This is a genomic window from Candidatus Solirubrobacter pratensis (genome assembly GCF_000425945.1).
Classification (GTDB): Bacteria; Actinomycetota; Thermoleophilia; order Solirubrobacterales; family Solirubrobacteraceae; genus Solirubrobacter; species Solirubrobacter pratensis.
In genome coordinates this window covers 619,745-643,182 of the sequence record NZ_KE384481.1, presented here as the reverse complement: position 1 = coordinate 643,182, position 23,438 = coordinate 619,745, and the positions used below count along the sequence as shown (strand labels likewise).

Genomic DNA, 23,438 nt, shown 5'->3' with positions numbered 1-23,438 from the left:
GAGACGATCGATCGCGATCGAGTAGCCGGCTCCTCACGGCTGAGTCAGCCCGGGCCCCGGCAGCACGTCCACGTCGGTCGAGCGCAGGACCTCGCCGCACGCCGCGCAGTGCGGCTCGGCGTGCGTGATCTGCCCGCACGCGCGGTGGCGGTAGAGGACCGGCGGCCCGGCCTCGCCGGCGGTCCAGCGGTCGCCCCAGCGGACCATCGCCATCAGCACGTCGACGAACTCCGAGCCCATCTCGGTCAGCGCGTACTCGTGGCGCGGCGGGCGCTCGGAGTAGGGGCGGCGCTCGAGCATCCCGGCCTCGACGAGATGCGCGAGGCGCTCCGCGAGGACCTTGCGCGAGATCCCGAGGTCGCGCTGGATGTCGTCGAAGCGGTTGATGCCGACGAACACGTCGCGGATCACGAGCGGCGACCACGGCTCCCCCGCGACCGCGAGGCTGCGGGCGATCGAGCACTCCATCCGGGCGAAGTCCGTGCGTTGCATGACGGGGATCTTAGTTCCCTCAGGAGACTATCCGTGGTACGGTGCGTTCCTTCGAGGAACCCGACCAGGGAGGAGGCCCGTGATGCAGCTTCCGGCGATCGTCGGTCCGGAGGAGTGGCAGCGGTCACACGAGGCGCTGCTGGCGAAGGAGAAGGAGGCCACGCGGGCACGCGACGCGCTGGCCTCGGAGCGCCGGCGCCAACCGATGACGGCGTTCCCGGCGGACTTCGAGTTCGAGGGCCCCGACGGGCCGCTCGGATTCCTCGACCTGTTCGAGGGACGCTCGCAGCTGATCGTCTATCACTTCTGGTTCCCGCCCGGCGGGGACCCGTGCGGCGGGTGCACGATGTTCTCCGACCAGGTCTCCGAGCTCGCCCACCTCCACGCCCGCGACGTCTCCTTCGCCGTCGTCTCGCGCGCGTCGCAGCCGGAGCTCGCGGCCTACAAGGAGCGGATGGGGTGGTCGTTCCCGTGGTACACCGACGGCGCCGCGTTCCAGCAGGCCTGCGGTACCACCGAGTACTTCAAGCTCCAGGTCTTCCTGCGCGACGGCGAGCGCGTCTTCCTCACCTACGAGACGACCGGCCGCGGCGTCGAGGCGCTGGGCAGCGTCTGGACGTTCCTCGACCTGACCCCGCTCGGCCGTCAGGAGGAGTGGGAGGACACGCCGTCCGGGCGGCCGCAGTCGCCGCCCTACGCATGGTGGCGCAAGCACGACGAGTATTGATGTAGAGAACCGAAACCCCGTTCGTGCCCACACACCACGAGCGCGAGCCGCTCGGGACCAGGAGCAACGCACTCGTGACGCATCTGACCTACCGTGTCCGGAGATGAGCGAGGCCCTCTTCGCCGCCGTCAGGTCCGGTGACGTCGACGCGCTGCGGGCGCTGCTGGCGGACGATCCGGAGCTCGCGTCGGCGCAGGAGGACGGCGTCTCCGCCGTGCTCGTCGCGCTCTATCACCGCCAGGACGCCGCGCGCGCCGAGCTGCTCGCGGCGGGCGCGCGCATCGGCCCGCTGGAGGCCGCGGCGCTCGGCGACCCGGCGAAGCTCGACGTCAACGCCCGCGGCGCCGACGGCTTCACGTCGCTGCACCTCGCCGCGTTCTTCAGCGGCGCCGCGACCGTGCGCGCGCTGCTCGCCGCCGGCGCGGACCCGAACGCGGACGCGGAGAACCCGCTGCGCGTGCGCCCGCTGCACTCGGCCGTCGCCGCGCACGACCGCGAGTCCGCGACCGCGCTGCTGGAGGCCGGCGCCGATCCGAACGTCACGCAGCGGGGCGGCTTCACGCCGCTGCACGGCGCCGCGCACGCGGGCGACGCCGAGATGGTCGCCCTGCTGCTCGCCCACGGCGCCGATCCCTCGCTGACCACGGACGACGGCAGGGACGCCCGCGCGCTCGCCGAGGGCGCCGCGGCCGCCGCCCTCGACGGTTGAGCAGCGCGACCGGCGCGCGAGCCTGGTCAGCCTTCGATGGTGAGGCCCTCGAAGTGCCGGGCGACCTCGTCGGGGTCGGCCGGGTTGACGAGGCTCTCCTCGAGGTACTGGACGGCGGGACCGCCGGCGGCGGTCAGACGCTCGACGGCGGCCTCGACGTCGTACGCCGTCCGCCGCAGCTCGACGCCGGGTCCCAGCAGCGCCCAGAACGCGCCCGCGACGCCCTCGTACGGCAGCCCGACCGAGCCGGCGTTGACGATCCGCCGGCCGAGCAGCGTGCGGTCGAACTGGCGGTGCGTGTGCCCGCCGACGATCACCCGCTCCTGCACGCCCTCGAGCATCGGCGCGAGCCGGTCCTCGCCCGTCAGCACGGTGATCGTCTCGGTGTCGCTGCGCGGGGAGCCGTGGCAGAAGAGCACCGGGCCGAGCCCGTCGACGTCGAGCGTCACCGTCGCGGGCCACCCGGCGACCTCCGGGAACTCCTCCGCCGACTCGCGGTCGCCGTTGCCCATGACGTAGTGGACGCCGTCCAGCCCGGCGATCCGGTCCAGCGTCTCGCGCCCGAGCGGACCCGGCACGACGTCGCCGCCGACGACGATCGCGTCGACGTCAGGCAGCTCGGCGAGCACGGCGTCCAGCGCCGGCAGGTTGCCGTGGATGTCATACAGCGCCGCGACCCTCATGCGGTGAAGTGCACCTTGCCGTTGGAGCGCGCCCGCGCCTGCGCGCGGTCGATGAAGTCCAGCCGCTTGATCGCGGCCCGGAACAGCCGCGTGACGAGCCTCAGCCGCGCCGACTCGGAGCGCAGGTCGAGCAGGCCCTGCTTTGCCTCGAGCCCGAATTCGACCGTCGCCGCCATCTCATAGGCGGTCATGCCGGCGACCTCCTCGGCGTCGGGCACCTTGTCGGTCGCCTGCTCGACGAGGTCGGCGTAGGCGGCGTGCGCGGCGTCGGCCGCGTCGGCGTCGGGGTCCTCGGGCCGGTCGGCGAGGAACTCGACCGTCCCGGCCGGATACGCGAGCTGGTCCTGGCGCGCCTCGATCCGGAACGGGCGCGTGCCGCGCGCGACGAGGTTCACGCGGCCGTCGGGCATGCGCTCGAGCACCTCGGCGATCTCGCACGCGCAGCCGATCGGCCGCAGCCCGTCGTCGGCGAGCCAGACGATGCCGAACTCGCTCTCCTCCTCCAGGCAGCGCGCGATCATCGTCTTGTAGCGCTCCTCGAAGATGTGGAGCGGCACGAGCTCAGACGGGAGCGCGACGAGGCCGAGCGGGAACAGCGGGAAGTCCTTCACCAACGCCACCGTCACGGAGTCTAGATCCGCGCGCGAGCCGCGCCCGTAGGACTGGCATGGTCGCCACCGCGCTCGTCTGGTTCCGGCGCGACCTCCGGGTCCACGATCACCCGCCGCTGCATCGCGCGCTGGCCGCGCACGACCGCGTCGTCCCCGTGTTCGTGCTCGACGACCGCCTGCTCGACGGCCGCTTCCCGTCGCCCTCGCGGGCGGCCTTCATGCTCGACTGCCTGCGCGATCTGCGCGCCGCGCTGCGCGAGCGCGGCGGCGAGCTGTTCGTGCGCTCCGGGCCGCCGGAGCGCGAGCTCGCGCGGCTTGCGCGCGAGACGGGCGCGAGCGCCGTCTACTTCGCCTCCGACGTGTCGCCGTTCGCGACGGCGCGCGACCGGCGCGTGGAGGCCGCGCTGCGCGAGGCGGGAGTCGAGCCGCGGCGCACGCCGGGCAACTTCGTCGCCGACGTCGGGCGCCCGCGCACGAGGGACGGCCGCCCGTTCTCGGTCTTCACGCCGTTCTGGCGCGCGTGGGAGCGGCTCGAGCGCCGCGAGGTGCACGGCGCCCCGCGCGCCGTCGAGGCGCCCTCCGCGCCCGCCGCCGGACCGATCCCGCACGTCGCGAGCGAGCTGCCCGAGCCGCCGCCGGCCGGCGAGAAGGAGGCGCGCCGGCGGATGCACTCGTGGCTGCGCGACGGCATCGAGCGCTACGAGCAGCGCCACGATCGCGTCGCCGGCGGGACGTCGATGCTCTCGCCCTACCTGCATTTCGGCTGCCTCAGCGCGCGTGAGCTCGAGCACGAGGCGAACGGCGCGCCGGCCTACCGCCGTCAGCTCGCATGGCGAGACTTCTACGCCCACGTGCTGCTGCACAACCCCGGCAACGCGCGCCACGCCCACCAGCGCGAGCTCGACGCGATCGAGTGGAGCGGCGGCGAGGCGGAGCTGGCGGCGTGGGCGGAGGGCCGTACCGGCTTCCCGATCGTCGACGCGGGCATGCGCCAGCTGCGCACGATCGGCTGGATGCACAACCGCGCGCGGTTGATCGCGGCGAGCTTCCTCGTCAAGGACCTGCACGTCGACTGGCGCCGCGGCGAGGCGCACTTCATGCGCCTGCTGCTGTGCGGCGACGTGGCGCAGAACAACGGCAACTGGCAGTGGATCTCGTCCGTCGGCGTCGATCCCGCGCCGCTGCAGCGGCGGCTGTACAACCCGGTGCTGCAGCAGCGCCGCCACGACCCCGACGGCGAGTACGTGCGCCGCTGGGTGCCGGAGCTGCGCGACGCGCCGCTCGCGAAGCTTGCCGAGCCGTGGGAGCTGACGGCGGACGAGCAACAGGCGGCCGGCTGCGTCATCGGCCGCGACTACCCCGAGCCGATCGTCGACCACGCGCAGGAGCGCGAGCGCACGATCGCCGCCTACCGCAGCGCGCGTGCCTGACGTGTCCGGCTCCGCCCGCGGATCGGCTGACTCGTAAGCTCCCGCTCGTGGGGAGCACCCAGCTCTACGTCCAGCGCGACCAGCCGCCCGGCGTCCCGCCGCTGCACCTGACCGGCGAGCGCACGCTGCCCGACGTGCCGGAGGAGAACTACTGGTTCCAGCGCCACCTCGCGGTGTACCGCTGGATCGCCCAGCGCGTGCACGGGCGCCGCGTCGTCGACCTCGCCTGCGGCGAGGGCTATGGCAGCGCCGAGCTCGGCCGCACGGCCGCGTCGGTCGTCGGGGTGGACGCCAACCCGGACGCGTTCGAGCACGCGCGCGCCAAGTACACGTCGGGCGCGGTCCGCTTCGAGCGCAACATGATCGAGCTGTGGCAGGGCGACGTCGACTGCGTCGTGTTCCTGCAGACGCTCGAGCACGTGCAGGACGCCGGTGCGGTGCTCGAGCGCATCAAGGCGCTGATCGGGCCGGAGGGGGTCGCGTACGTCTCGACGCCGAACGTGCTGACGCTCGCGCCCGAGGGCGCGGAGCGCTCGGGCAACCCGTGGCACGTGCACGAGTACCGGCCGCAGGAGTACCGCGACCTGTGCGAGCGCCACTTCGGCCGCGTCGACCTGCTCGGTCTCTTCCACGCCCGCAAGCTGCGCGCCCACGAGGTCGCGATCCGGCACCTCGGGTGGGACCGCATCCATCCCGCGCTGCGCCTCACCAAGCCGTTCTACGACCGCTTCACGCCGGCGATCGCGGCGAGCGACTTCGCGCTGCGGCGCGGGAGCCTGGACCGCTCGCTCGATCTGCTCGCGGTGCTGCGCCCGTGAGCATCCGCCTCTCCATCGTCCTGCACACCCACATGCCGTACGTCGAGGGGTTCGGCACGTGGCCGTTCGGCGAGGAGTGGCTGTGGGAGGCGATCGCCACGAGCTACCTCCCGCTGCTGGACCTGCTCGACGAGCGGCCCGGGCGCATGACGCTCTCGATCACGCCCGTGCTGGCCGACCAGCTCGAGGCCGACGGGGTGCTGGAGCGCTGCCTCGCGTTCCTGCGCGACGTCCGGCCCGCGTCGCACGCGCTCGATCTCGCCGAGGCGCCGAGCGCCGCGCTCGAGTACTCCGCCGCCCGGTACGCGCAGGCCGCTGCCGCGCTGGAGCGGCGCGGCGACCTGCTGGACGCGTTCGCGCCGCACGTGAGCTGGACCTCGTCGGCGACGCACGCGGTGCTCCCGCTCCTGGCGACGGACGCCGGCGTGCGCCTGCAGGTCGAGACCGGCGTGGAGGCGTTCCGCACGCGCTTCGGCACCTGGGACGGCGGCTTCTGGCTGCCCGAGTGCGCGCACGCGCCGTGGCTGGACCGGCTGCTCGCCGAGGCCGGCGTCCATGTCACGTGCGTCGACTGGACCGACGTGCTGGGCCCCGACGACCACGCGCCGCGGCTGAGCGCCGCGGGGATCGCGCTGCTCCCGCTCGACCGCGCCGCGATCGACCGCGTGTGGGCGCCGGACGGCTACCCGGCACACGGCGCCTACCGCGACACCCGCCGCCTCACCGCGCGCGCCCACCAGGCATGGGCCGTCGACGGCACGCCGTATGACCCCGATCGCGCGGCCGAGCAGGCCGCCGCCGACGCGCGCGACTTCCTCTGGCACCTGCAGCGCGACACGCTCGTCGCCTTCGACACCGAGCTGTTCGGCCACCACTGGCACGAGGGCGTCACGTTCCTGCGCGCCGTGCTCGAGCAGGCGGACGCGGCCGGCGTCGAGCTCGCGCCGCCGGTCGTCGAGGACCCGCGCCCGGCGCCTGATCCGCCACCGACGTCGTGGGGCAATGGGCGCGACCTGCGCACCTGGAGCGGCGAGCTCGCCTGGGCCCAGCGCGCGGCCGAGCTGGCGGCGCTCGGCGGCGCCGCGTCCGAGCGCGCGCTGCGCGAGCTGCTGGCCCTGCAGAGCTCCGACTGGGCCTTCCTGATCGATGCCGGCACCGCCGGCGATTACCCGCGAGAGCGCTTCGAGGGACACCGCGCCGCGTTCCTCGCCGCGCTGGCCGGAGAAGGCGCCCCTGAGCTGCGCAATCTCGCGCCGCGGCCGGCGAAGTGGGCCTTCGTCCAACCGTGACGGTTCAACGCCGGCCGGGGCGCGGACGATCGTTCCGGGATGCGGGCGTGTAAGGTACGGCGCCTTCAAAGAGCCGAGTCCCCGCCGCTCAGGCGGTGGGGAGCGGGGGAACCAAAGGAGCCGATGGTCAAGGCTCCGGGGGCGAATCGCCGTCATGCGACGGCGTAGCGCAGGTCATCGCGCGAGCCCGACAGCTAACCCCGTAGGCGTGATGAGACCAAAGGGAGCTCCACGCTGTGCCATCAACCGATCTGTCGTCCCATGCCCCATGGCTCGAGTCGCTGCGCGCCTCGCGGGCACGCCGCTTCGCGGCCAACCGCGCTCGTCGCAGACGCTGGTCCGGCCGCACGGGCGCCGGGGTCCTACTCGCCTCGCTGACGATCGCCGCGGGCGGCGCGCTCGCGCAAGACCAGAGCGGCGGCGCGACGGCGTCCACGCCGGCCGCGGCGACGACCGCCACCGTCGCCCAGATCCAAAGCGCGCTCGGTGTCGCCGCCGACGGCATCGCGGGCCCGCAGACGCGCCGGGCGCTCAAGCGCTTCCAGCGCGCGCACGGCCTGCAGGCCGACGGCGTCGCCGGCGCCGCCACGATCGCGGCGCTCGGCCTCGGCGGCACGCAGGACGGCTCGCGCTCGCTCGACTCCGCCGGCACCGCGCCGGCTTCGGGCGACGCCGCCTCGGCGCTCGCCAAGATCGCCCAGTGCGAGTCCGGCGGCGACCCGACCGCCGTCTCGCGCGACGGTCACTACCGCGGCAAGTACCAGTTCACGCGCTCCACCTGGCGCTCGCTCGGCGGCACCGGCGATCCCGCGAAGGCCGACGAGGCCACGCAGGACGCGATGGCGGCCAAGCTCTACGCCGCCCGCGGCACGGCCCCCTGGCCGGTCTGCGGAGCCTAAGACCACCGCAGCGTCGCCGGCTCCTCGCGCATGCGCAGAACGCGCGCGGGTGAGCCGGCGACCACGGCGTTGGACGGCACGTCCTTGGTCACGACGGTGTTGGAGCCGATCACGACGTTGTCGCCGACCTGCGCGCCGCGCAGGATGCAGGCGCCGTAGCCGACCCAGCAGTTGCTGCCGACGTCGACGTCGCGCTTGTAGATCCCCTGGTGGCGGATCGGGCGCTCGACCTCGACGACGCCGTGGTCGAAGTCGATCAGCATCACGCGGTCGGCGACGATGCACTCGCGGCCGATCGAGATGTGCTGGAAGGCCGAGATCGTGCACTCCTGCCCGAGCACCGTCTTCGCGCCGATCTCGCACTCGCCCTCGTGGACGCGGATCTTCGTCCCGTGGCCGATCCACGACCAGCGCCCGAGCCGCAGCACCGCCTCGCGGCCGAGCTCGAGCTTGACGCCCGGGCCGACGAAGCAGATGCCGTCGGTCTGCAGGCGCCTGCCCCAGCGCAGCTTCAGCCACGCCCAGCGCACCAGCAGCCGCGCGTACTTCGTGTTCAGCATCCCGTTGCGGCGCATGAACCGCAGCAGCGCGAGCGGGCCGCCGTGGAGGGGCTCGGGGACGCCGTGGACAGGCGGCGGGGCGGGACGGGTCACCGTCGCCATCCCGCCCGATGCTAGTCGCCTATCCTGCTCGCCTTCATGGCGGACTCCCTGGCCGAGCGCCTCCTGGCGGGCGACAAGCGTGCCCTCGCGCGGGGGATCTCGCTCGTCGAGGACGACGACCCCGAGGGCTGGGCGCTCGTGAAGGAGGTCTACCCACGGACCGGGAAGGCTGCCGTCGTCGGCTTCACCGGGCCGCCCGGCGCGGGCAAGTCGACGCTGATCGGCGCGCTGATCCGCCACCAGCGCGCGCTGGACCGCCAGGTCGCCGTGCTCTCGATCGACCCGTCCTCGCCGTTCCGCGGCGGCGCGCTGCTCGGCGATCGGATCCGGCTCTCCGAGCACTTCCTCGATCCCGGCGTGTTCATCCGCTCGATGGCGACGCGCGGCGCGCTCGGCGGGCTCGCCGAGGCGGCGCTGCAGACCGCGCTGCTGATGGACGCCGCCGGCAAGGACGACGTGTTCCTGGAGACGGTCGGCGTCGGCCAGGCCGAGGTCGACGTGATCGATCACGCCGACAGCGTCGTGCTCGTCCTCATCCCCGGCTCCGGGGACTCGATCCAGGCGCTCAAGGCCGGGGTGATGGAGATCCCGGACGTGATCGTCGTCAACAAGGCCGACCATCCGCTGACCGACACGATGGTGCGTGAGATCCGCGGCGTGCTCTCGCTCGCGCCGCAGCACGGGTGGCGCGTGCCGATCGTCAAGACCGAGGCGGCCCGCGGCGAGGGCGTGGAGGAGCTGGCGGCCAAGCTCGCCGAGCACCGCGCATACGTGGAGGCGGAGGGCACGCTGTCCGAGCGCCGCCGGCGCAACCTGTTGAGCGAGGTGCTCGGCATCGCGACGATGCGGATGCGGCGCGCGCTGGAGGCATCGCTGGAGCAGGATCCGGAGATCCAGGAGCTGCTCGACGAGGTCGTCGCGCGCCGCCTGGATCCGTCGAGTGCGGCGACCGCGGTGCTCGCGCGCAGCGAGTCGGCCCACAACCCATAGCCGAACGTCCAGTCCTCGTTGCGCCGGCCGGCGCGACGGGATCTAATTCCGCGCCATGCCGCGGGTCATCGGCGCGCTCTGCTGCGCGCTCGCATTGCTGTGCGCGCCCGCGGACGCCGCCACCGACGGGCAGCTGATCGCGATCGTCCGCACGCCCTCGGGGGACCGGCTGGTGACGTTCAACTCCGACGGCGGCGGCGTGCGGACGATCCTCTCCGGGCAGCGGCTCTCGAGCCCCGGCTGGTCGCCGGACGGCAACCTCATCGCGGTCGTCGACGGGCAGCGCGTGCTGGTGCTCGAGCTCGCCACCGGCGCCGCCCGCACCGTGCTCGACGAGCCGGGCGCGGCCGGCCCGACGTGGGCGCCCGACGGCGCGCGGCTGGCGCTGCTGCGCGGGTCGCAGGCGGTCACGATGCGCCTCGACGGGACCGCTGCGGAGCCGCTGCCGATCCCGTTCTCCGGCCAGCTGAGCTGGCTCAGCTGGTCGCCCGACGGCGAGCGCCTGGCCTACGGCACGTCGGGCATGCTGCGCACGATCGGGCTCGACGGCGCAGGCGACCGCGCGTTCGCGACGGGGCCCGACCTCGGCGAACCCGCCTGGTCGCCCGACTCGGCGCGGATCGCCTACCGCGACGGCGCCCGGCTGCGCATAGCGCCCGCCGGCGGCGACGGCGACCCGTTCGATCTCACGCGCACCGGCGGCGACCAGCCCGACTGGGCGCCCGACGGCCGCGAGCTCGTCTACGCGTTCGCCGGCGGCGTGCGCGTGAGCGCGGTGGACGGCGGCGCGACGCGTGCGGTCCTCCTTCCCGCGGACGGCCAGACGGTGCTGGCCGAGCCCGATTGGCAACCGTGCGTGGCCGGCGTCACGACCAGCTGCCGCTCCGGGGGCGCGCCGCCGCCGGCCGATCCGGCGAGCGCGCCGCCCGGCGCGGTGAATCGTCTCCCGGTTCCCGTCGTCGCGCCGCCGCCGCCGCGCGCGCCGTACCTCAGCGCGCTCTCCACGCCGCGCCTGGACGGCAAAGGCCGCGGCTGGCTGCTCGTGCGCTGCGACGCCGACTGCACCGTCTCGCTGCGCCTCGTGGTGAAGCTGCACGGCGGCAGGACGATCGACGGCCGCCCGCTCTCGCGCAGGCTGCGCGCACGGGCGGTCATGCGGCTGCGCATGCGCGCGCCCGAGCGGCGGCGCCTCGTGCGCGCCTGGGTGCGTGGGACGGTGAAGGGCGAGGACGGCCGCAAGCGCTCGGTCCGGATCCCGGTGACCATCGCGTGAGGATCAATGGACGCACACGCGCTGATCACTTAGGCTCTCCAACCTCGTCACGGTCGCGATCACCGTCACCCCGAAGCCGGCCGCGCCGAAGCTGACGGTGATCGGCGCGCCGAAGCTCGACCGTCACGGCCGCGCGAGCTTCCCGCGCGGCGCAAGGTGGCGAGCGCGCGGATCGTCGGGAGCGTGAGCGGCCCCGACGGCCGCTCGCGCGCCTTCACACAGCCGCTGAAGCGCTGACCACGCGGTCGAGCAGCGCGTCGATCTGCGCCGGCTCGATCAGCGGGTTCACGAGCGTGAGCTTGAGTACGACGGCGCCGCGCACGCGGGTGCGGCCGAGCACCGCCTCGCCGGAGGCGAACAGCTCCCGCTGCACGCGCGTGTTGAGCGCGTCCTCGCCGCGGATGCGGAAGCACACCATCACCGTCGAGGGCTCGGCGACGAGCTCGAGCGCGGGCCGCGCGCGCACCGCGGCGGCGCCGTGCGCGGCCAGCCCGACGCAGCGCTCCACGAGCTCGGCGAGCCGCCGCCGGCCGGTCGCGCGCAGAGCGATCAGGACCTTCAGCGCGTCGAAGCGGCGCGAGGTGTCGAGCGAGCGGCCGACGAGGTTGAGCTGCCCCTCGGCCTCGTCCTCGGGCCGGTTGAGATAGACGCTCGCGTGGTGGACCGCGCGCAGGCGCTCGACGCCCGGGACCAGCAGCGCGCTGGCCGGGAACGGCTGCCACCACAGCTTGTGCAGGTCGCACGTCACCGAGTCCGCGCGCTCGATGCCGCGCAGGCGCCCGCGCAGCGCGGGCGAGAGCGTCAGGCCTGACCCGACGGCGGCGTCGACGTGCAGCCACGCGCCGAGCTTTTGCGCGCGGTCCGCCAGCGCCTCGAGCGGATCGATGGCGCCGAGATCGGTCGTGCCGGCCGTCCCCACGAACGCGATCGGCCGCAGGCCCGCGGCCCGCAGCTCCTCCAGGCGCGCGTCGAGCGCCGCGACGTCCATCGCCCCGCGCGCGTCGGTCTCGACCTCCGCGACCGCGTTGAGCCCGAGCCCGAGCAGCGCGGCCGAGCGCCGCACGCTGTCATGCGAGGAGTCCGACGCCACGATCCGCCACGTGCGGTGATCGGGCGGCAGGCCGTCGCGCCGCACGTGCTCGCCGGCGCGGTCGCGCGCGAGCAGCAGGCCGAGCAGGTTGGACGCGGTCCCGCCCATCGTCATCACGCCCGAGCCTTCGGCGCCGAGCCCGTGCAGGCGCGCGAGCCAGCGCACCAGCCGGTCCTCGACGTACGTGCCGGCCGGCGAGCCGTCGAACGCGTCCTGCGACTGGTTGGTGACCGCGACCGCGAGCTCGCTCGCGGCGGCGGCGATCAGCGGCGGCGGATGCAGATGCGCGACGTAGCCCGCGTCGGGCACGCGGATGCCGCCGGCGAGCACGCCGTCGACGTCCTGGAGCACGCGCTCGAGCGGCGCGCCCTCGTCGGGGCAGGGATCGAGCGCGTCGGCGAGCGCCGCGAGCTCGGCGGGCAGCAGCGGCGTGCGCGGCCCGGGCAGCGAGGCGGTGCGCGCGAGCGCCTCCACCACGGCGGCGGTCGCCGCGCGCAGCGCGGCGTGGGAATCGGGGTCTGCGGATACGAACTCCGGCGTCGTCACGCCGTCATCATGGCCGCCCGCGCGGCGTCGAGCCGGCGCGTCACGTCCGGCGCCGGGTGCGGCCCTTCTCGAGTGACGGTTCACCCGCCGCTAGTGGAGGGCGCGCGAGGTGCGCGCGGCGGCGACCGAGCGCCGCCACTCCCCTGCCGCCCGGCGCTCGCGCAGGGCGAGCGCGGCGAGCCCGGCGAGCAGCAGCGCGCACGCCAGCGCGGGCCACACCGGCGCGCCGTCGAAGTGGGGGAACCCGTTCACGAGGGGTCCCCAAGGGGCATCCGAGCGCACGTCGAGCCAGCCGCCGATGTGGCCGTCGCGCCCCGCGATCACCACCCAGGCGCCGGTGCCGAGCGTGACCGCCGCCAGCACGCCGGCGAGCGGACGCGGCACATGCCGCAGCCCCCAGCTCGTGAGCGCGCCCGCGGCGGGCAGCGCGGCGACCAGCGCGACGCCGGGGAAGGCGGCGCCCTCCAGCGGGCTCATGCCCGCGAACGCCGTCACGGCGACCTGCGCGCCTAGGATGCCGAGCGCGAGCTTGGCCGCCGCCTCGGTCTCGCGCCGGGCCGGCGCGACGCGCGCGAGCTGGTCGCGCCGCGAGCGGTACAGCAGCCACGCGGCGAAGAACACGAGACCCAGCACCGGCGCCCAGCGCAGCAGCCCGAAGTCGCGGTCCAGCCACAGCGACGCGAGGCGCGGGATCCGGGCGGCGTAGCCGAGCGGGAAGCTGGGCTCGTCCCCCGCGCCCGCGGACCGCGGCGTGATCCCGCCGTAGAAGCGGTCGTTGAGCGTGGCGTAGAAGAGGAGCGAGCCCGCCAGCGCCTCGCCCGCGATCAGCGCCGCGAGCCGGCGCCGTTCGCGCATCGTCCACGTCACGAGCGCGTACGCGACGACGAGACCGGGGATCGCGAACGACCAGCCGAGCCACGGCAGCACCGCGAGCAGCAGCGCGCCGCAGCCGACGTAGCGCACGCGCGGGCGCTCGCGCACCGCGAGCGCGCAGACCGCCGCGCCGGTCAGCGCCGCGGCGGCGGCGACGCCGGGTGCGATCGTCGTGCTCGCGGCCAGCGCGGGAGGGGAGAGGCCCGCGAGCGCCACGCCGGTGGTCGCCCACGGCTCGGGCACCAGCCGGCGCGCGAGCAGCGCGGCGAACACGAACGCGAGCGCCAGCAGCATCGCCATCTCGGCCTGGACGGCGCGCGCGCCGCCGAGCGCGTAGGCGGGCGCGATCAGCGCGGCGAAGCCGATGCCGTGCGGCTCCACCAGCCGGCCGCCGATCTCGCGCCCGTCGGTCTTGAGCTCGCGCGGGTACCAGCTCGCGTACGCGCGGTCGGCGTAGTCGTCGCGCAGGTCGACGTCATGGTCGGAGACGATCGACTCCGCCGCCAGCAGGTGATGCGGCTCGGAGCCGGCGTAGTCGAGTCCGGGGCGCGCAGGCACGCCCAGCGTCGCGGCGTAGGCCGCGAAGAGGATCAGCCAGAGCGCCACCAGCCTCATCGCATCACCTCGCCCGGGAGGATCGCCCCCTGGGCGATCGCTCCCGGCGACGCGAGCCGTCTTGGCGAGACGTCGCCTCTCACGTCATGCGCCGAGCGCGCGGGCGATCACCATCTGCTGGACCTCATCGGTGCCCTCGCCGATCGTCAGGATCTTCGCGTCGCGGTACATGCGGCAGACGGGGTATTCCTCGATGTAGCCGTAGCCGCCGTGGATCTGGACCGCCTCCTCGGTGCAGCGCACCGCCAGCCGCCCCGTCTTGAGCTTCGCCTGCGCCGCCGTCAGCGTGAAGTCGCGCTGGGCGTCCTTGAGCCGCGCCGCCTTGTAGGTCAGCAGCCGCGCCGCCTCGATCTCGGTCGCCATGTCTGCGAGCTTGACCTGGATCGCCTGGTACTTCGAGATCGGCTGCCCGAACGCCTTGCGCTCCTTCGCGTAGGCGAGCGCCTGGTCGAGCGCACCCTGCGCCAGCCCGACGCCCATCGCCGCGACGCCGATGCGGCCGATGTCCAGGACGCGCAGGAACTGCTTGAAGCCGTCGCCTCGCCGCCCGACGAGGCTCTCCTCCGGCACCCGGCAGTCGTCGAAGCTCAGGGGCCGCGTATCGGACGCGTTCCAGCCCATCTTGCGGTACGGCTCGCCCTGCTCGTAGCCCGGTGTGCCGTTGGGCACGAGCAGGTTGGAGATCTCGTCCGGGTGGGTGGGGTGCCCTGTTCTCGCGGTGATGCAGACGACGCCGGAGATGTCGGTCCCCGCGTTGGTGATGAACTGCTTGGCGCCGTCGATGACCCACTCGCCGTCCTCGAGCCGCGCCCGCGTGCGGACGTTGCCGGCATCCGAGCCGGCCTCCGGCTCCGTGAGGCCGAACGCGCCGAGCTTGCGTCCCGCGGTGAGGTCCGGGAGCCACTCGCGCTTCTGCTCCTCGGTGCCGAACAGGTAGATCGGCTGGGTCCCGAGCGACGTGTGCGCGCACAGCGTGATCGCGACCGACGAATCGACCCGCGTGAGCTCCTCGACGGCGATCGCGTAGGCCAGCGTGTCGCCGCCTGCGCCGCCGTACTCCTCAGGGAAGGGGATGCCCATCAGCCCGAGATCGCCGAGCTGACGGACGATCGCGTAGGGGAACGACTTGGTCCTGTCGAGCTCCTCGGCCACCGGCGCGATCTCGTTCTCCGCGAAGTCGCGAACGGTGCGGCGGATCAGCTCGTGATCGTCGGAGAGATCGAAGTCCATGGCGGTCATTGTGGCGACCGCTCGCCCGGCGGCGACGTTCGAGCCGGACGACCTGGTCCGCTCGTGCCGTTCTCAACAAGCCGGGCGCGGTGCCGATCAGCCGGGCACCATGCGCATTCCCGCCCTCCGCCTCAGCTTGGGATCCAAGCTGGCGCTTGCCTTCGCCGGCGTCCTCGCCGTGATGCTGTGCTAGAAGGACGAGGCACGCGCCAACGCCGCCGCCGCGAGCGCCACGCGCGCCGGCATCGTCGCCGGCCTGCTCGGCTCCCTGCTGGCGATCGCCATCACGGTGCTGGTCAGCCGCGGCATCCGCCGCTCGGCGGCCGCGGTGCTCGAGCGCCTGCGCACCCTCGAGCGGCGCTGCGCGACCGAGCTGCGCGCCGGCCTCGACGCCGTCGCGGCCGGCGACCTGACGGTCGAGGTGGTCGCGAGCACGCCGCCGATCGAGAACCCCGGCCACGACGAGATCGGCCAGATCGCCGCCGCGACCAACGGGATCCGCGACCGCATCGCCGGCTCCGTCGAGGCCTACAACAGCATGCGCGATCGCTCTCCGGCCTGATCGGCGAGGTCGCCGGGTCGGCTCGTACGGTGGCCTCGGCCTCGGAGCACATGGCCTCCAGCTCGGCCGACGCCGGCTACGCCGTCAACGAGATCGCGTCCGCGGTCGGCGAGGTCGCCGCGGGCGCCGAGCGCCAGGCTCGCAGCGTCGACGCCGTGCGGGAGACCGCCGCTTCCGCCGCCGGCACGGCGCGCCACAGCGCCGAGCGCGCCGAGGGCGCGGCGGCGGCCGCCGGCGAGGCGCGCGACGTCGCCCGCGACGGCGCCGGCACCGCGCAGGACGCGTTCGAGGCGATGCAGGCCGTGCAGGAGTCCTCGAGCGACGTCACGGGAGCGATCCGCGACCTCGCGCAGCGCTCCGGCGAGATCGTCACGATCGTCGAGACGATCTCCGGCATCGCCGCGCAGACCAACCTGCTGGCGCTCAACGCCGCGATCGAGGCGGCCCGCGCGGGCGAGCAGGGCCGTGGGTTCGCGGTCGTCGCCGACGAGGTCCGCCAGCTCGCCGAGGGCTCGCAGGCCGCGGCGCAGTCGATCGCCGAGCTGATCGGGCAGATCCAGGCCGAGACCGCGCGCGTGGTCTCGGTCGTCGAGGCCGGCGCCGAGCGCACCGCCGCGGGCACCGAGACCGTCAAGCAGACGCGCGAGGCGTTCGCCCGCATCGAGGCGGCCGTCTCCGACGTCACCGCGCGGATCCAGGAGATCGCGGGCGCGACCGCGCAGATCTCCGACGGCACCGCCCGCATCCAGGCCGACGTCGTCGAGGTCGCCGCCGTCGCCGAGCAGTCGTCGGCGTCGGCCCAGGAGGTCTCCGCCTCCACGCAGGAGACCTCCGCCTCGACGCAGGAGATCGCCGCCTCCGCGACGCGGCTGGCCGCGACCGCGAAGCGGCTCGACCAGCTCGTCGGCGGGTTCAGGCTCTGAGCACCGGTTCAGTGCAGGTCCGGGGCGCCGCCGTTGGCGCGGGCCAGCTCGACGAGCAGGCGGACGCCCCAGCCTGAGCCGTTCTTGGCCGCGTACGCGCGGCCGAGGTCCCACGCCGTGCCCGCGATGTCGAGGTGGGCCCACGGCACGTCGCCGGTGAAGCGCTTGAGGAACTCCGCCGCGACGATCGAGCCCGCGAGGCGCGTCTCGACGGAGTTGGCGATGTCGGCGTACTTGCCTTCGATCGCCTTCGCGTACTCCTCGTGAAGCGGCAGCCGCCAGCACAGCTCGCCGGTCCGCTCGCCGGCCGCGGCGACGTGCGAGCACCAGTCCTCGTCGCTGCCGATCAGGCCGGCGTAGGTCTTGCCGAACGTGACCGTGATCGCGCCCGTCAGCGTCGCGAGGTCGACGAGCCGCTCGGCTCCCAGGTCGATGGCGTGCGCGAGGCAGTCGGCCAGCACGAGCCGGCCCTCGGCGTCGGTGTTGATGATCTCGATCGTCGTGCCGGTCTTGGCGCGCACGATGTCGCCGGGCTTGACGGCGTGCCCGGACGGCAGGTTCTCCGTCGCGCCGATCACCGCCACCACGCGCACGGGCAGGCCGAGCCGGGCGATCGCGCCGGTGGCCTCGAGCACGGCCGCGCCGCCCGACATGTCGAACTTCATGTCCGCCATCTTCGCCCCCGGCTTGATCGAGATGCCGCCGGAGTCGAAGGTGACCGCCTTGCCGACGAGCCCCAGCAGCGGGCCGGCGACGTCGACCGGGTCGTAGCGGATCGTGATCAGCCGCGGCTCCTCGTCCGAGCCGCGCGCGACGGCGGCGAACGCGCCCATCCCGGCCGCCTCGATGCCGTGACGGTCGAGCACCTCGACCGTCACGCCCTCCAGCTCGCGCGCGTGCTCGGCGAGCTGCGTCGGGGTCATCGCGTTCGCGGGCGCGTTCTGGAGGTCGCGCGCGGAGTTGACCGCCTCGGCGACCAGCGCGGCCTCGACGACCGGCGTCGAGACGTCGTGGTGGGAGGAGACGATCAGCGACTCGAGCGCCGGCCCGTCGTCGTCGGCGTTCTTGTAGGCCGTGTACGCGTACGACGCCAGCACCGTGCCCTCGACGAGCGCGCCGGCGACCGCGTCGCCGACGTGATGCGGCACCTCCCAGCACAGCACCTTCGTGCCTATCTCGCGGGCGCGCCCGGCCACCGTGGCGGCGGCGACGCGCGCCCGCTCGGGGTCGAACGCCGCGCGGGCGCCGAGGCCGGCGACGATGTACCGGCGCCGGTCGGCGTGCGTGACGGCGAGCTTGCGCAGGCCGCTGCGCGCCTCGCCGGAGTCCACAAGGGCCTGCAAGGCGCCGGGGTAGTCGTGCGCGACCCCCTCGTCCTCGAACACGCCGACCACGATCGTGTCGGCGTCGGTGCTCGGAGGGGCCTCAGTAGTCGCTCGTACACGCATAAGGCGGCGGACGTTACCCCAGCGCCATCTATCCTCGGGTGATGCCTCGAACCGTGATCCTGAGTGCGGCCCGCACGCCGATCGGCAAGCTCGGCGGCGGCCTCTCCACCCTGCCGGCGACTCACCTGGGCGGCATCGCGATCCGCGAGGCGCTGTCGCGCGCCGACGTCGCCCCCGAGCAGGTCGAGCACGTCGTGATGGGCACCGTCCTGCAGGCGGGCCAGGGGCAGATCCCTTCGCGCCAGGCGCAGATCGAGGCCGGCATCCCGATCGAGGTCACCTCCGAGACGATCAACAAGGTGTGCGCGTCGAGCGTGCGCGCGGTCGGGATGATCGACCAGTCGGTCCGCGCCGGCGACCTCGACGTCGCGGTCGGCGGCGGGATGGAGTCGATGTCGCAGGCGCCGTACCTGCTGCCCGGCGCGCGCGACGGCTTCCGCATGGGCGACGTCAAGGCGCTCGACGCGATGATCCAGGACGGCCTGCGCAACCCGTTCAGCGGCAAGCAGATGTTCGAGGAGGCGACCGAGGTCGGCGACGAGCTCGAGCTGACCCGCCCGGACCTCGACAAGTGGGCGCTGCGCAGCCACGAGCGCGCGGTCGCCGCGACCGACGAGGGCCGCCTGCCGGAGGAGATCGTCCCCGTGACGGTCAACGGCCGCAAAGGCGACACCGTCGTCGAGGTCGACGAGGCGCCGCGCCGCGGCTCCACCCTCGAGGCGCTCGCCAAGCTCCCGGGGCTGACCGGCAAGGACGGCAGCCACACGGCCGGCAACTCGCCGGGCGTCAACGACGGCGCCGGCGCGCTGGTGCTGGCCTCCGAGGACTGGGCCGAGCGCAACGGCAAGGAGATCCTCGCCACGATCATCGCGCAGGCGGCGGTCGCCGACGAGTTCGCCTACCTCGCCCGCACGCCCGCCAACGCGGCGCTGAAGGCGCTCGACAAGGCCGGGCTGCAGCCGTCGGACATCGACCTGTGGGAGATCAACGAGGCGTTCGCCTCGGTCGCCCTCAACAGCGTCCGGATGCTCAACATCGACGAAGAGCGCGTGAACGTCAACGGCGGCGCGGTCGCGCTCGGGCATCCCATCGGGGCGTCGGGCGCTCGCATCCTCGGCTCGCTCGTGCTCGAGCTGCGCAGGCGCGGCGGCGGCTACGGCTGCGTGGCGATCTGCTCCGGCGGCGGTCAGGGCGACGCCGTCATAGTGCACGTGTGACGGAACGCCCCCACCTTCTGCCCCCGCCTCCGGGCGGGGGCGCCATCCGCCGCGCCGACGACCGCGGCGCGGCCTTCTTCGACCTCGATCGCACGCTGATCGCCGGCTCGAGCACGTTCCAGTTCGGCCGGGCCGCCTACAGGGCGGGGATGATCTCCCGCCGCCGGCTCGCGCAGGACGCGTACGAGAACCTCCTCTTCCGCCTGCGCGGCTCGACGGACGCCACCGCCGACGCGCTGCGCGAGCGCATCGGCACCCTGCTCGAGGGCGCGCGCGTGCGCGACCTGCAGCGGCTCTCGCCCGCCGTGCTGGCGGGCGTGCTGCCGCGCGTCTACCCGCGCATGCTCGAGATCGCCTACGCGCATCAGGACGCCGGCCGGCCCGTGTTCATCTGCACCGCGGCGGCGCAGGAGCTGGCGGAGCTGATGGCGATCGTGCTGACGTTCGACGGCGCGGTCGGCTCGGTCGCGGAGGTGGTCGACGGCGTCTACACCGGCAGGCCCGGCGGCCCGTTCACCTACCGCGAGGGCAAGGCGCAGGCGCTGCGCGAGCTCGCGCAGCGCGAGGACATCGACCTGAGCGCGTCCTACGCGTACTCGGACTCGGAGTCCGACCTGCCGATGCTGCGGCTCGTCGGCCATCCTGTCGCGGTCAATCCGGATTCGGCGCTCGCGCGGGTGGCGCGAGAGGAGGGGTGGGAGATCATGCGCTTCGAGCGGTTGGGCAGGCGGTTGCGGGTGGCGGCGGCCGCCGCGGTGCTGAGCGGCGTCGGGTCGGCGGTCGCGGTGCGCGCGAGGGCCGTCCGTTGACCATCCGCGAAGCGACCGTGAGCGCGGCCCTCGGCGCAAGCGGCGGTGGTCACCGTTGAGCTACCACGAGCTGACGGACGATCAGCGCGCGATCCGGGATCTCGCGCGCCGGTTCGCCGACGAGCGGATCGTGCCGAACGCGTCGCGCTGGGATCGCGAGCACCACTTCCCGCGCGAGCTGTTCACCGAGCTCGGCGAGCTGGGCCTGATGGGCGTGTGCGTGCCGGAGGAGCACGGCGGCGCGGGCGCGGACTTCCTCGCCTACGTGCTGGTGCTCGAGGAGCTGAGCCGCGCCGACGCGGGCGTCGGCGTCACGGTCGCGGTGCATACCAGCGCGGGGACGCTGCCGATCCTCAACCACGGGCGCGAGGACCAGATCGACGAGCACGTCCCGAAGCTGGCGTCGGGCGAGGAGCTCGCGGCGTTCGCGCTCACGGAGTCCGGCTCGGGCTCGGATGCCGGCGCGATGCGCACGCGCGCGGTGGACGAGCGGATCAGCGGCGCCAAGCAGTGGATCACGAACGGGTCGTACGCGTCGTCGTTCGTCGTCTTCGCGAAGGAGGACGGGCGTCCGAGCGCGTTCCTCGTGCGCGCGGGGGCCGACGGCTTCGCGGTCACGCGCGAGGAGGAGAAGCTCGGGCTGAACTCCTCCTCCACCGCGGATCTCGCCTTCGACTCGACGCCGGCCGAGCGGCTCGGCGAGCCCGGCAACGGCATGCGCGTGGCGCTGCGGACGCTCGACGGCGGGCGGATCGGGATCGCGGCGCAGGCGGTCGGGATCGCGCAGGCGGCGTTCGAGCTGGCGACCGGCTACGCGAAGGAGCGCAACGCGTTCGGCGGCCCGATCGCGCGGCTCGGCGCGATCCAGGAGAAGCTGGCGGAGATGCACACCGAGATCGAGGCGGCGCGGGCGCTGACGTGGCGCGCGGCGCGGCTCAAGCAGGCCGGGCTCCCGCACGGGATCGAAGGGGCGCAGGCGAAGCTGTTCGCCTCGGCGGTCGCGCGGCGGCAGACCGGGGAGGCGATCCAGATCCTCGGCGGGTACGGCTACACGAAGGAGTTCCCGGCCGAGCGCTACTACCGCGACGCCAAGGTGACGGAGATCTACGAGGGCACGAGCGAGATCCAGCGGCTCGTCATCGCCCGGGCGCTGCTGGGGGACGCAATGCGCGGCTGACGCGGCAGGCGTAGTGTCGCGACGTGACCCGCGTCATCGCCGCGCGCACGCTCGCGCTCGTCGTCGGCATCGCGGTGCTCGGCTGGCCGAACCAGGCGGAGCGGCTGCCGGTCGGCGGCCGCGCGACGCTGATCCTGGGCACGCTGCTCGGCTGGGGCTTCGTCGGCGTCGGCTCCTATGCCTGGCAGCGGCGGCCGGAGAGCCGCACCGGCGCCCTGATGGTGCTGACCGGGTTGACCATGCTCGCGACGGGCATGCAGTTCAGCGACACGGCGCTGCTGTACACGATCGGGCTGGCGACGGACTCGCTCATCCTCGGCCCGCTCGCGCACCTCGTGCTCGCGTTCCCGTCCGGGAGGCTCGAGGGGCGCGCGGCGCGGATCGGCGTCGGGCTGATCTATGCGGCCGGCGTGCTCCAGATCCCGGTGATCATGGTCAGCGACGACCAGTCGTGCGCGACGTGCCCGCGCAACCTGCTGCTGCTCGTCCGCAGCGACGTCCTCGCCGGCGTCTTCGGCACCCTCCAGGCGCTGCTGCTGCTCGCCGGCGTGATCGTGGCCGTCACCGTCCTGGTCCGCCGCCGGCTGCGGGCGAGCCGGGTCCGGCGACGGGGGCTGGAGCCCGTCGTGGGGCTGGGCGCCGTGATCCTCGTGCTCGCGATCGTGCAGGCGGTCGTGCGCGAGACGGCGCTCGGCGGGGCGGTCCAGAACGCGTTCATCGCGACGTTCGCCCTGCTGCCCTGGGCCTTCCTGGCCGGCCTCGTGCGCACGCGCTTCTTCCGCGCGTCCACCGTGGGCCGGCTGATCCAGCGGCTGAGCCTGGACCCCGGCGCGCTGCAGGACTCGCTGCGCACCGCGCTGGACGACCCGCGGCTGACGGTCGCGTACTGGCTGCCCGAGCTCGGCGCCTATGTCGAGCGCGACGGCCGCGAGCCCGAGACCGCGGGCCGCGTGACGACCGAGATCAGCCATTGCGGCCGGCGCGTCGGCGCGCTCGTGCACGACCCGTCGGTGTGCGAGGCGCCGGAGCTGCTCGACGAGGCGGCTGCGGCGGCGGCGCTGGCGATCGAGAACGGCCGCCTCGAGGTCGAGCTGCGCGCGCGGCTCGAGGCGCTGCGCGCGTCGCGCGCCCGCATCGTCGAGGCCGGCGACGCGGAGCGCCGGCGCCTCACGCGCGATCTGCACGACGGCGCGCAGCAGCGGCTGGTGTCGCTCGCGCTCGAGCTCAAGCTCGCGCGCGACCGCTTCGCCACCGACCCGGACCTCTCGCTCCGGCTCGTCGACTCCGCGCTCGCCAACGCGCGCGCGGCGGTCGAGGAGCTGCGCGACCTCGCCGCCGGCATCCATTCCGCCGTGCTCTCCCAGCGCGGCCTCGACGCGGCGCTGGAGACGCTGGCGACGCGCGCGTCGCTGCCGGTCGAGCTCGAATCGCGGATCGAGGAGCGGCTGCCGCTGCCGGTCGAGACGGCGGCCTACTTCGTCGTCGCCGAGGCGCTGACGAACGTCGCCAAGTACGCCGGCGCGACCTACGCCGCGGTCAGCGCCCGCGTCGAGGGCACGACCGCGGTCGTCGAGGTGCGCGACGACGGCCGCGGCGGCGCCGACGCCGCCTCGGGCTCCGGCCTGCGCGGCCTCGAGGACCGCGTCGGCGCGCTCGACGGCACGCTGCGGGTCGACAGCCCGCCCGGCGCCGGGACGCGCGTGCGCGCGACGATCCCGCTACCGGCGCAGGAACGCGAGCACGGCTAGGACGCGCCGGTGGTCGGCCGACTCCGCACTGATGCCGAGCTTGGCGAGGATCGCGGTGATGTGCTTCTCGATCGCGGGGGCGGAGACGAAGAGGGCCTGGGCGATGCCCTTGTTGGAGCGGCCCTCGGCCATCAGCTCCAGCACCTCGCGCTCGCGCGGCGTGAGGTCGTCGAGCGGGTCGTCGCGGCGCTTGCGGCCGAGCAGGCTCGAGACGACCGCCGGGTCGAGCACCGAGCCGCCCGCCGCGACGCGCCGCACGGCGTCGGCGAAGCCCGCGAAGTCGGTCACGCGGTCCTTGAGCAGGTAGCCGACGCCCTCCGCGCTCTCGCCGATCAGGTCGATCGCGTAGCGCTCCTCGGTGAACTGCGACAGGACCAGCACGCCGACGCCGGGCTGCGCGGCGCGGATCGCGAGCGCCGCGCGCAGTCCATCGTCGGTGTTGTCCGGGGGCATCTGCACGTCGACGATGGCCACGTCGGGCCGCTGCTCGCCGACCTGGCGCACCAGCTCGCGCGCGTCGGACGCCTCGGCGACGACCTCGAAGCCGGCGTCCTCGAGCAGCCGCACGATCCCTTCCCGCAGGAGCGCCTGGTCCTCTCCGATGACGATCCGCAGGC

General features: G+C 74.2%; 24 protein-coding genes and 1 riboswitch. Of the genes, 15 read left to right on the top strand and 9 right to left on the bottom strand.

Annotated features, from left to right (window positions below; genetic code table 11):
- Positions 1–33: 33 nt before the first annotated feature.
- Positions 34–492 carry a winged helix-turn-helix transcriptional regulator gene (locus tag H958_RS0132695; protein ID WP_028061734.1) on the bottom strand — a complete coding sequence of 153 codons (459 nt, stop codon included), beginning with the start codon at positions 490–492 and terminating at the stop codon, positions 34–36.
- 82 nt (positions 493–574) lie between these two features.
- On the opposite strand from H958_RS0132695, the gene H958_RS0132690 reads away from it, so the two are divergent.
- Both H958_RS0132690 and H958_RS42115 read left to right on the top strand, forming a co-directional pair.
- Positions 575–1,219, top strand: a complete 645-nt coding sequence (locus H958_RS0132690) for a DUF899 domain-containing protein (RefSeq protein WP_028061733.1) — start codon at positions 575–577, stop codon at positions 1,217–1,219.
- 103 nt (positions 1,220–1,322) lie between these two features.
- Positions 1,323–1,928 (top strand): ankyrin repeat domain-containing protein, encoded by a 606-nt coding sequence (locus H958_RS42115; RefSeq protein WP_037412259.1) that lies wholly within the window; start codon positions 1,323–1,325, stop codon positions 1,926–1,928.
- 26 nt (positions 1,929–1,954) lie between these two features.
- On the opposite strand, the gene H958_RS42110 is transcribed toward H958_RS42115, so the two are convergent.
- Together H958_RS42110 and H958_RS0132675 are read right to left on the bottom strand one after the other, a co-directional pair.
- Positions 1,955–2,611 carry a metallophosphoesterase family protein gene (locus H958_RS42110; RefSeq protein WP_051325127.1) on the bottom strand — a complete coding sequence of 219 codons (657 nt, stop codon included), beginning with the start codon at positions 2,609–2,611 and terminating at the stop codon, positions 1,955–1,957.
- On the bottom strand, positions 2,608–3,231 hold the full coding sequence (locus H958_RS0132675; protein ID WP_051325158.1) for an LON peptidase substrate-binding domain-containing protein: 624 nt from the start codon (positions 3,229–3,231) through the stop codon (positions 2,608–2,610). Before H958_RS0132675 ends, H958_RS42110 begins: the two co-directional genes overlap by 4 nt.
- Before the next feature lie 47 nt (positions 3,232–3,278).
- On the opposite strand from H958_RS0132675, the gene H958_RS0132670 reads away from it, so the two are divergent.
- The 4 genes from H958_RS0132670 to H958_RS47995 all read left to right on the top strand — a co-directional run bounded on the left by H958_RS0132670 (position 3,279) and on the right by H958_RS47995 (position 7,658).
- The gene (locus H958_RS0132670; RefSeq protein WP_028061731.1) at positions 3,279–4,652 is read left to right on the top strand and encodes a cryptochrome/photolyase family protein; all 1,374 of its coding nucleotides are present in this window, start codon (positions 3,279–3,281) and stop codon (positions 4,650–4,652) included.
- Between the two features lie 47 nt (positions 4,653–4,699).
- Positions 4,700–5,470: a class I SAM-dependent methyltransferase gene (locus H958_RS0132665; protein WP_028061730.1), complete on the top strand. Its 771-nt coding sequence runs from the start codon at positions 4,700–4,702 to the stop codon at positions 5,468–5,470.
- Positions 5,467–6,759 carry a 1,4-alpha-glucan branching protein domain-containing protein gene (locus tag H958_RS0132660; RefSeq protein WP_028061729.1) on the top strand — a complete coding sequence of 431 codons (1,293 nt, stop codon included), beginning with the start codon at positions 5,467–5,469 and terminating at the stop codon, positions 6,757–6,759. The genes H958_RS0132665 and H958_RS0132660 overlap by 4 nt, the downstream gene beginning before the upstream one ends.
- Positions 6,760–6,820: 61 nt before the next feature.
- A riboswitch (cyclic di-AMP (ydaO/yuaA leader) is annotated at positions 6,821–6,982 on the top strand.
- 13 nt (positions 6,983–6,995) lie between these two features.
- Positions 6,996–7,658, top strand: coding sequence for a transglycosylase family protein (locus H958_RS47995; protein WP_028061728.1), 663 nt, complete (start codon positions 6,996–6,998; stop codon positions 7,656–7,658).
- Here the strand turns inward: H958_RS47995 and H958_RS42100 are convergent.
- Positions 7,655–8,320: an acyltransferase gene (locus H958_RS42100; protein ID WP_037412252.1), complete on the bottom strand. Its 666-nt coding sequence runs from the start codon at positions 8,318–8,320 to the stop codon at positions 7,655–7,657. The two genes, H958_RS47995 and H958_RS42100, sit on opposite strands and share 4 nt — an antisense overlap.
- A gap of 36 nt (positions 8,321–8,356) precedes the next feature.
- Between H958_RS42100 and meaB the strand changes: the two genes are divergently transcribed.
- The gene (meaB, locus tag H958_RS0132645; protein ID WP_028061727.1) at positions 8,357–9,310 is read left to right on the top strand and encodes a methylmalonyl Co-A mutase-associated GTPase MeaB; all 954 of its coding nucleotides are present in this window, start codon (positions 8,357–8,359) and stop codon (positions 9,308–9,310) included.
- 55 nt (positions 9,311–9,365) lie between these two features.
- Positions 9,366–10,583, top strand: coding sequence for a TolB family protein (locus H958_RS0132640; protein WP_028061726.1), 1,218 nt, complete (start codon positions 9,366–9,368; stop codon positions 10,581–10,583).
- A 214-nt stretch (positions 10,584–10,797) separates the two neighbouring features.
- Here H958_RS0132640 and H958_RS42095 read toward each other — a convergent pair whose 3' ends face one another.
- The 3 genes from H958_RS42095 to H958_RS0132625 form a co-directional block, all read right to left on the bottom strand.
- The gene (locus H958_RS42095) at positions 10,798–12,219 is read right to left on the bottom strand and encodes a pyridoxal phosphate-dependent decarboxylase family protein (protein ID WP_051325126.1); all 1,422 of its coding nucleotides are present in this window, start codon (positions 12,217–12,219) and stop codon (positions 10,798–10,800) included.
- A gap of 90 nt (positions 12,220–12,309) precedes the next feature.
- Positions 12,310–13,707 (bottom strand): hypothetical protein, encoded by a 1,398-nt coding sequence (locus H958_RS0132630; RefSeq protein ID WP_028061725.1) that lies wholly within the window; start codon positions 13,705–13,707, stop codon positions 12,310–12,312.
- Between the two features lie 84 nt (positions 13,708–13,791).
- The gene (locus tag H958_RS0132625; protein ID WP_028061724.1) at positions 13,792–14,937 is read right to left on the bottom strand and encodes an acyl-CoA dehydrogenase family protein; all 1,146 of its coding nucleotides are present in this window, start codon (positions 14,935–14,937) and stop codon (positions 13,792–13,794) included.
- Between H958_RS0132625 and H958_RS0132620 the strand changes: the two genes are divergently transcribed.
- From H958_RS0132620 to H958_RS0132605, 3 genes are all read left to right on the top strand, one after another.
- Complete coding sequence (locus H958_RS0132620) at positions 14,936–15,130, top strand: hypothetical protein (RefSeq protein ID WP_028061723.1); 195 nt, start codon at positions 14,936–14,938, stop codon at positions 15,128–15,130. The two genes, H958_RS0132625 and H958_RS0132620, sit on opposite strands and share 2 nt — an antisense overlap.
- Before the next feature lie 96 nt (positions 15,131–15,226).
- Positions 15,227–15,499, top strand: coding sequence for a HAMP domain-containing protein (locus H958_RS44555; protein WP_028061722.1), 273 nt, complete (start codon positions 15,227–15,229; stop codon positions 15,497–15,499).
- A gap of 29 nt (positions 15,500–15,528) precedes the next feature.
- Positions 15,529–16,422 (top strand): methyl-accepting chemotaxis protein, encoded by an 894-nt coding sequence (locus tag H958_RS0132605; RefSeq protein ID WP_028061721.1) that lies wholly within the window; start codon positions 15,529–15,531, stop codon positions 16,420–16,422.
- An 8-nt stretch (positions 16,423–16,430) separates the two neighbouring features.
- Here H958_RS0132605 and H958_RS0132600 read toward each other — a convergent pair whose 3' ends face one another.
- Complete coding sequence (locus H958_RS0132600) at positions 16,431–17,870, bottom strand: leucyl aminopeptidase family protein (protein ID WP_028061720.1); 1,440 nt, start codon at positions 17,868–17,870, stop codon at positions 16,431–16,433.
- 41 nt (positions 17,871–17,911) lie between these two features.
- On the opposite strand from H958_RS0132600, the gene H958_RS0132595 reads away from it, so the two are divergent.
- From H958_RS0132595 to H958_RS42090, 4 genes are read left to right on the top strand one after another with little or no spacing between them, the layout of a single operon-like run.
- Positions 17,912–19,087, top strand: a complete 1,176-nt coding sequence (locus tag H958_RS0132595; RefSeq protein WP_028061719.1) for an acetyl-CoA C-acetyltransferase — start codon at positions 17,912–17,914, stop codon at positions 19,085–19,087.
- On the top strand, positions 19,084–19,896 hold the full coding sequence (locus H958_RS0132590; RefSeq protein ID WP_037412246.1) for an HAD family hydrolase: 813 nt from the start codon (positions 19,084–19,086) through the stop codon (positions 19,894–19,896). The genes H958_RS0132595 and H958_RS0132590 overlap by 4 nt, the downstream gene beginning before the upstream one ends.
- A gap of 55 nt (positions 19,897–19,951) precedes the next feature.
- On the top strand, positions 19,952–21,073 hold the full coding sequence (locus tag H958_RS0132585; protein ID WP_028061717.1) for an acyl-CoA dehydrogenase family protein: 1,122 nt from the start codon (positions 19,952–19,954) through the stop codon (positions 21,071–21,073).
- 23 nt (positions 21,074–21,096) lie between these two features.
- A complete protein-coding gene (locus tag H958_RS42090; protein ID WP_051325124.1) occupies positions 21,097–22,821 on the top strand; it encodes a sensor histidine kinase in 1,725 nt (574 codons plus the stop codon).
- On the opposite strand, the gene H958_RS0132575 is transcribed toward H958_RS42090, so the two are convergent.
- Entirely contained in the window at positions 22,792–23,436 is a 645-nt protein-coding gene (locus tag H958_RS0132575) for a response regulator transcription factor (RefSeq protein ID WP_028061716.1), read from the bottom strand. The genes H958_RS42090 and H958_RS0132575 overlap by 30 nt on opposite strands.
- Positions 23,437–23,438 lie beyond the last annotated feature (2 nt).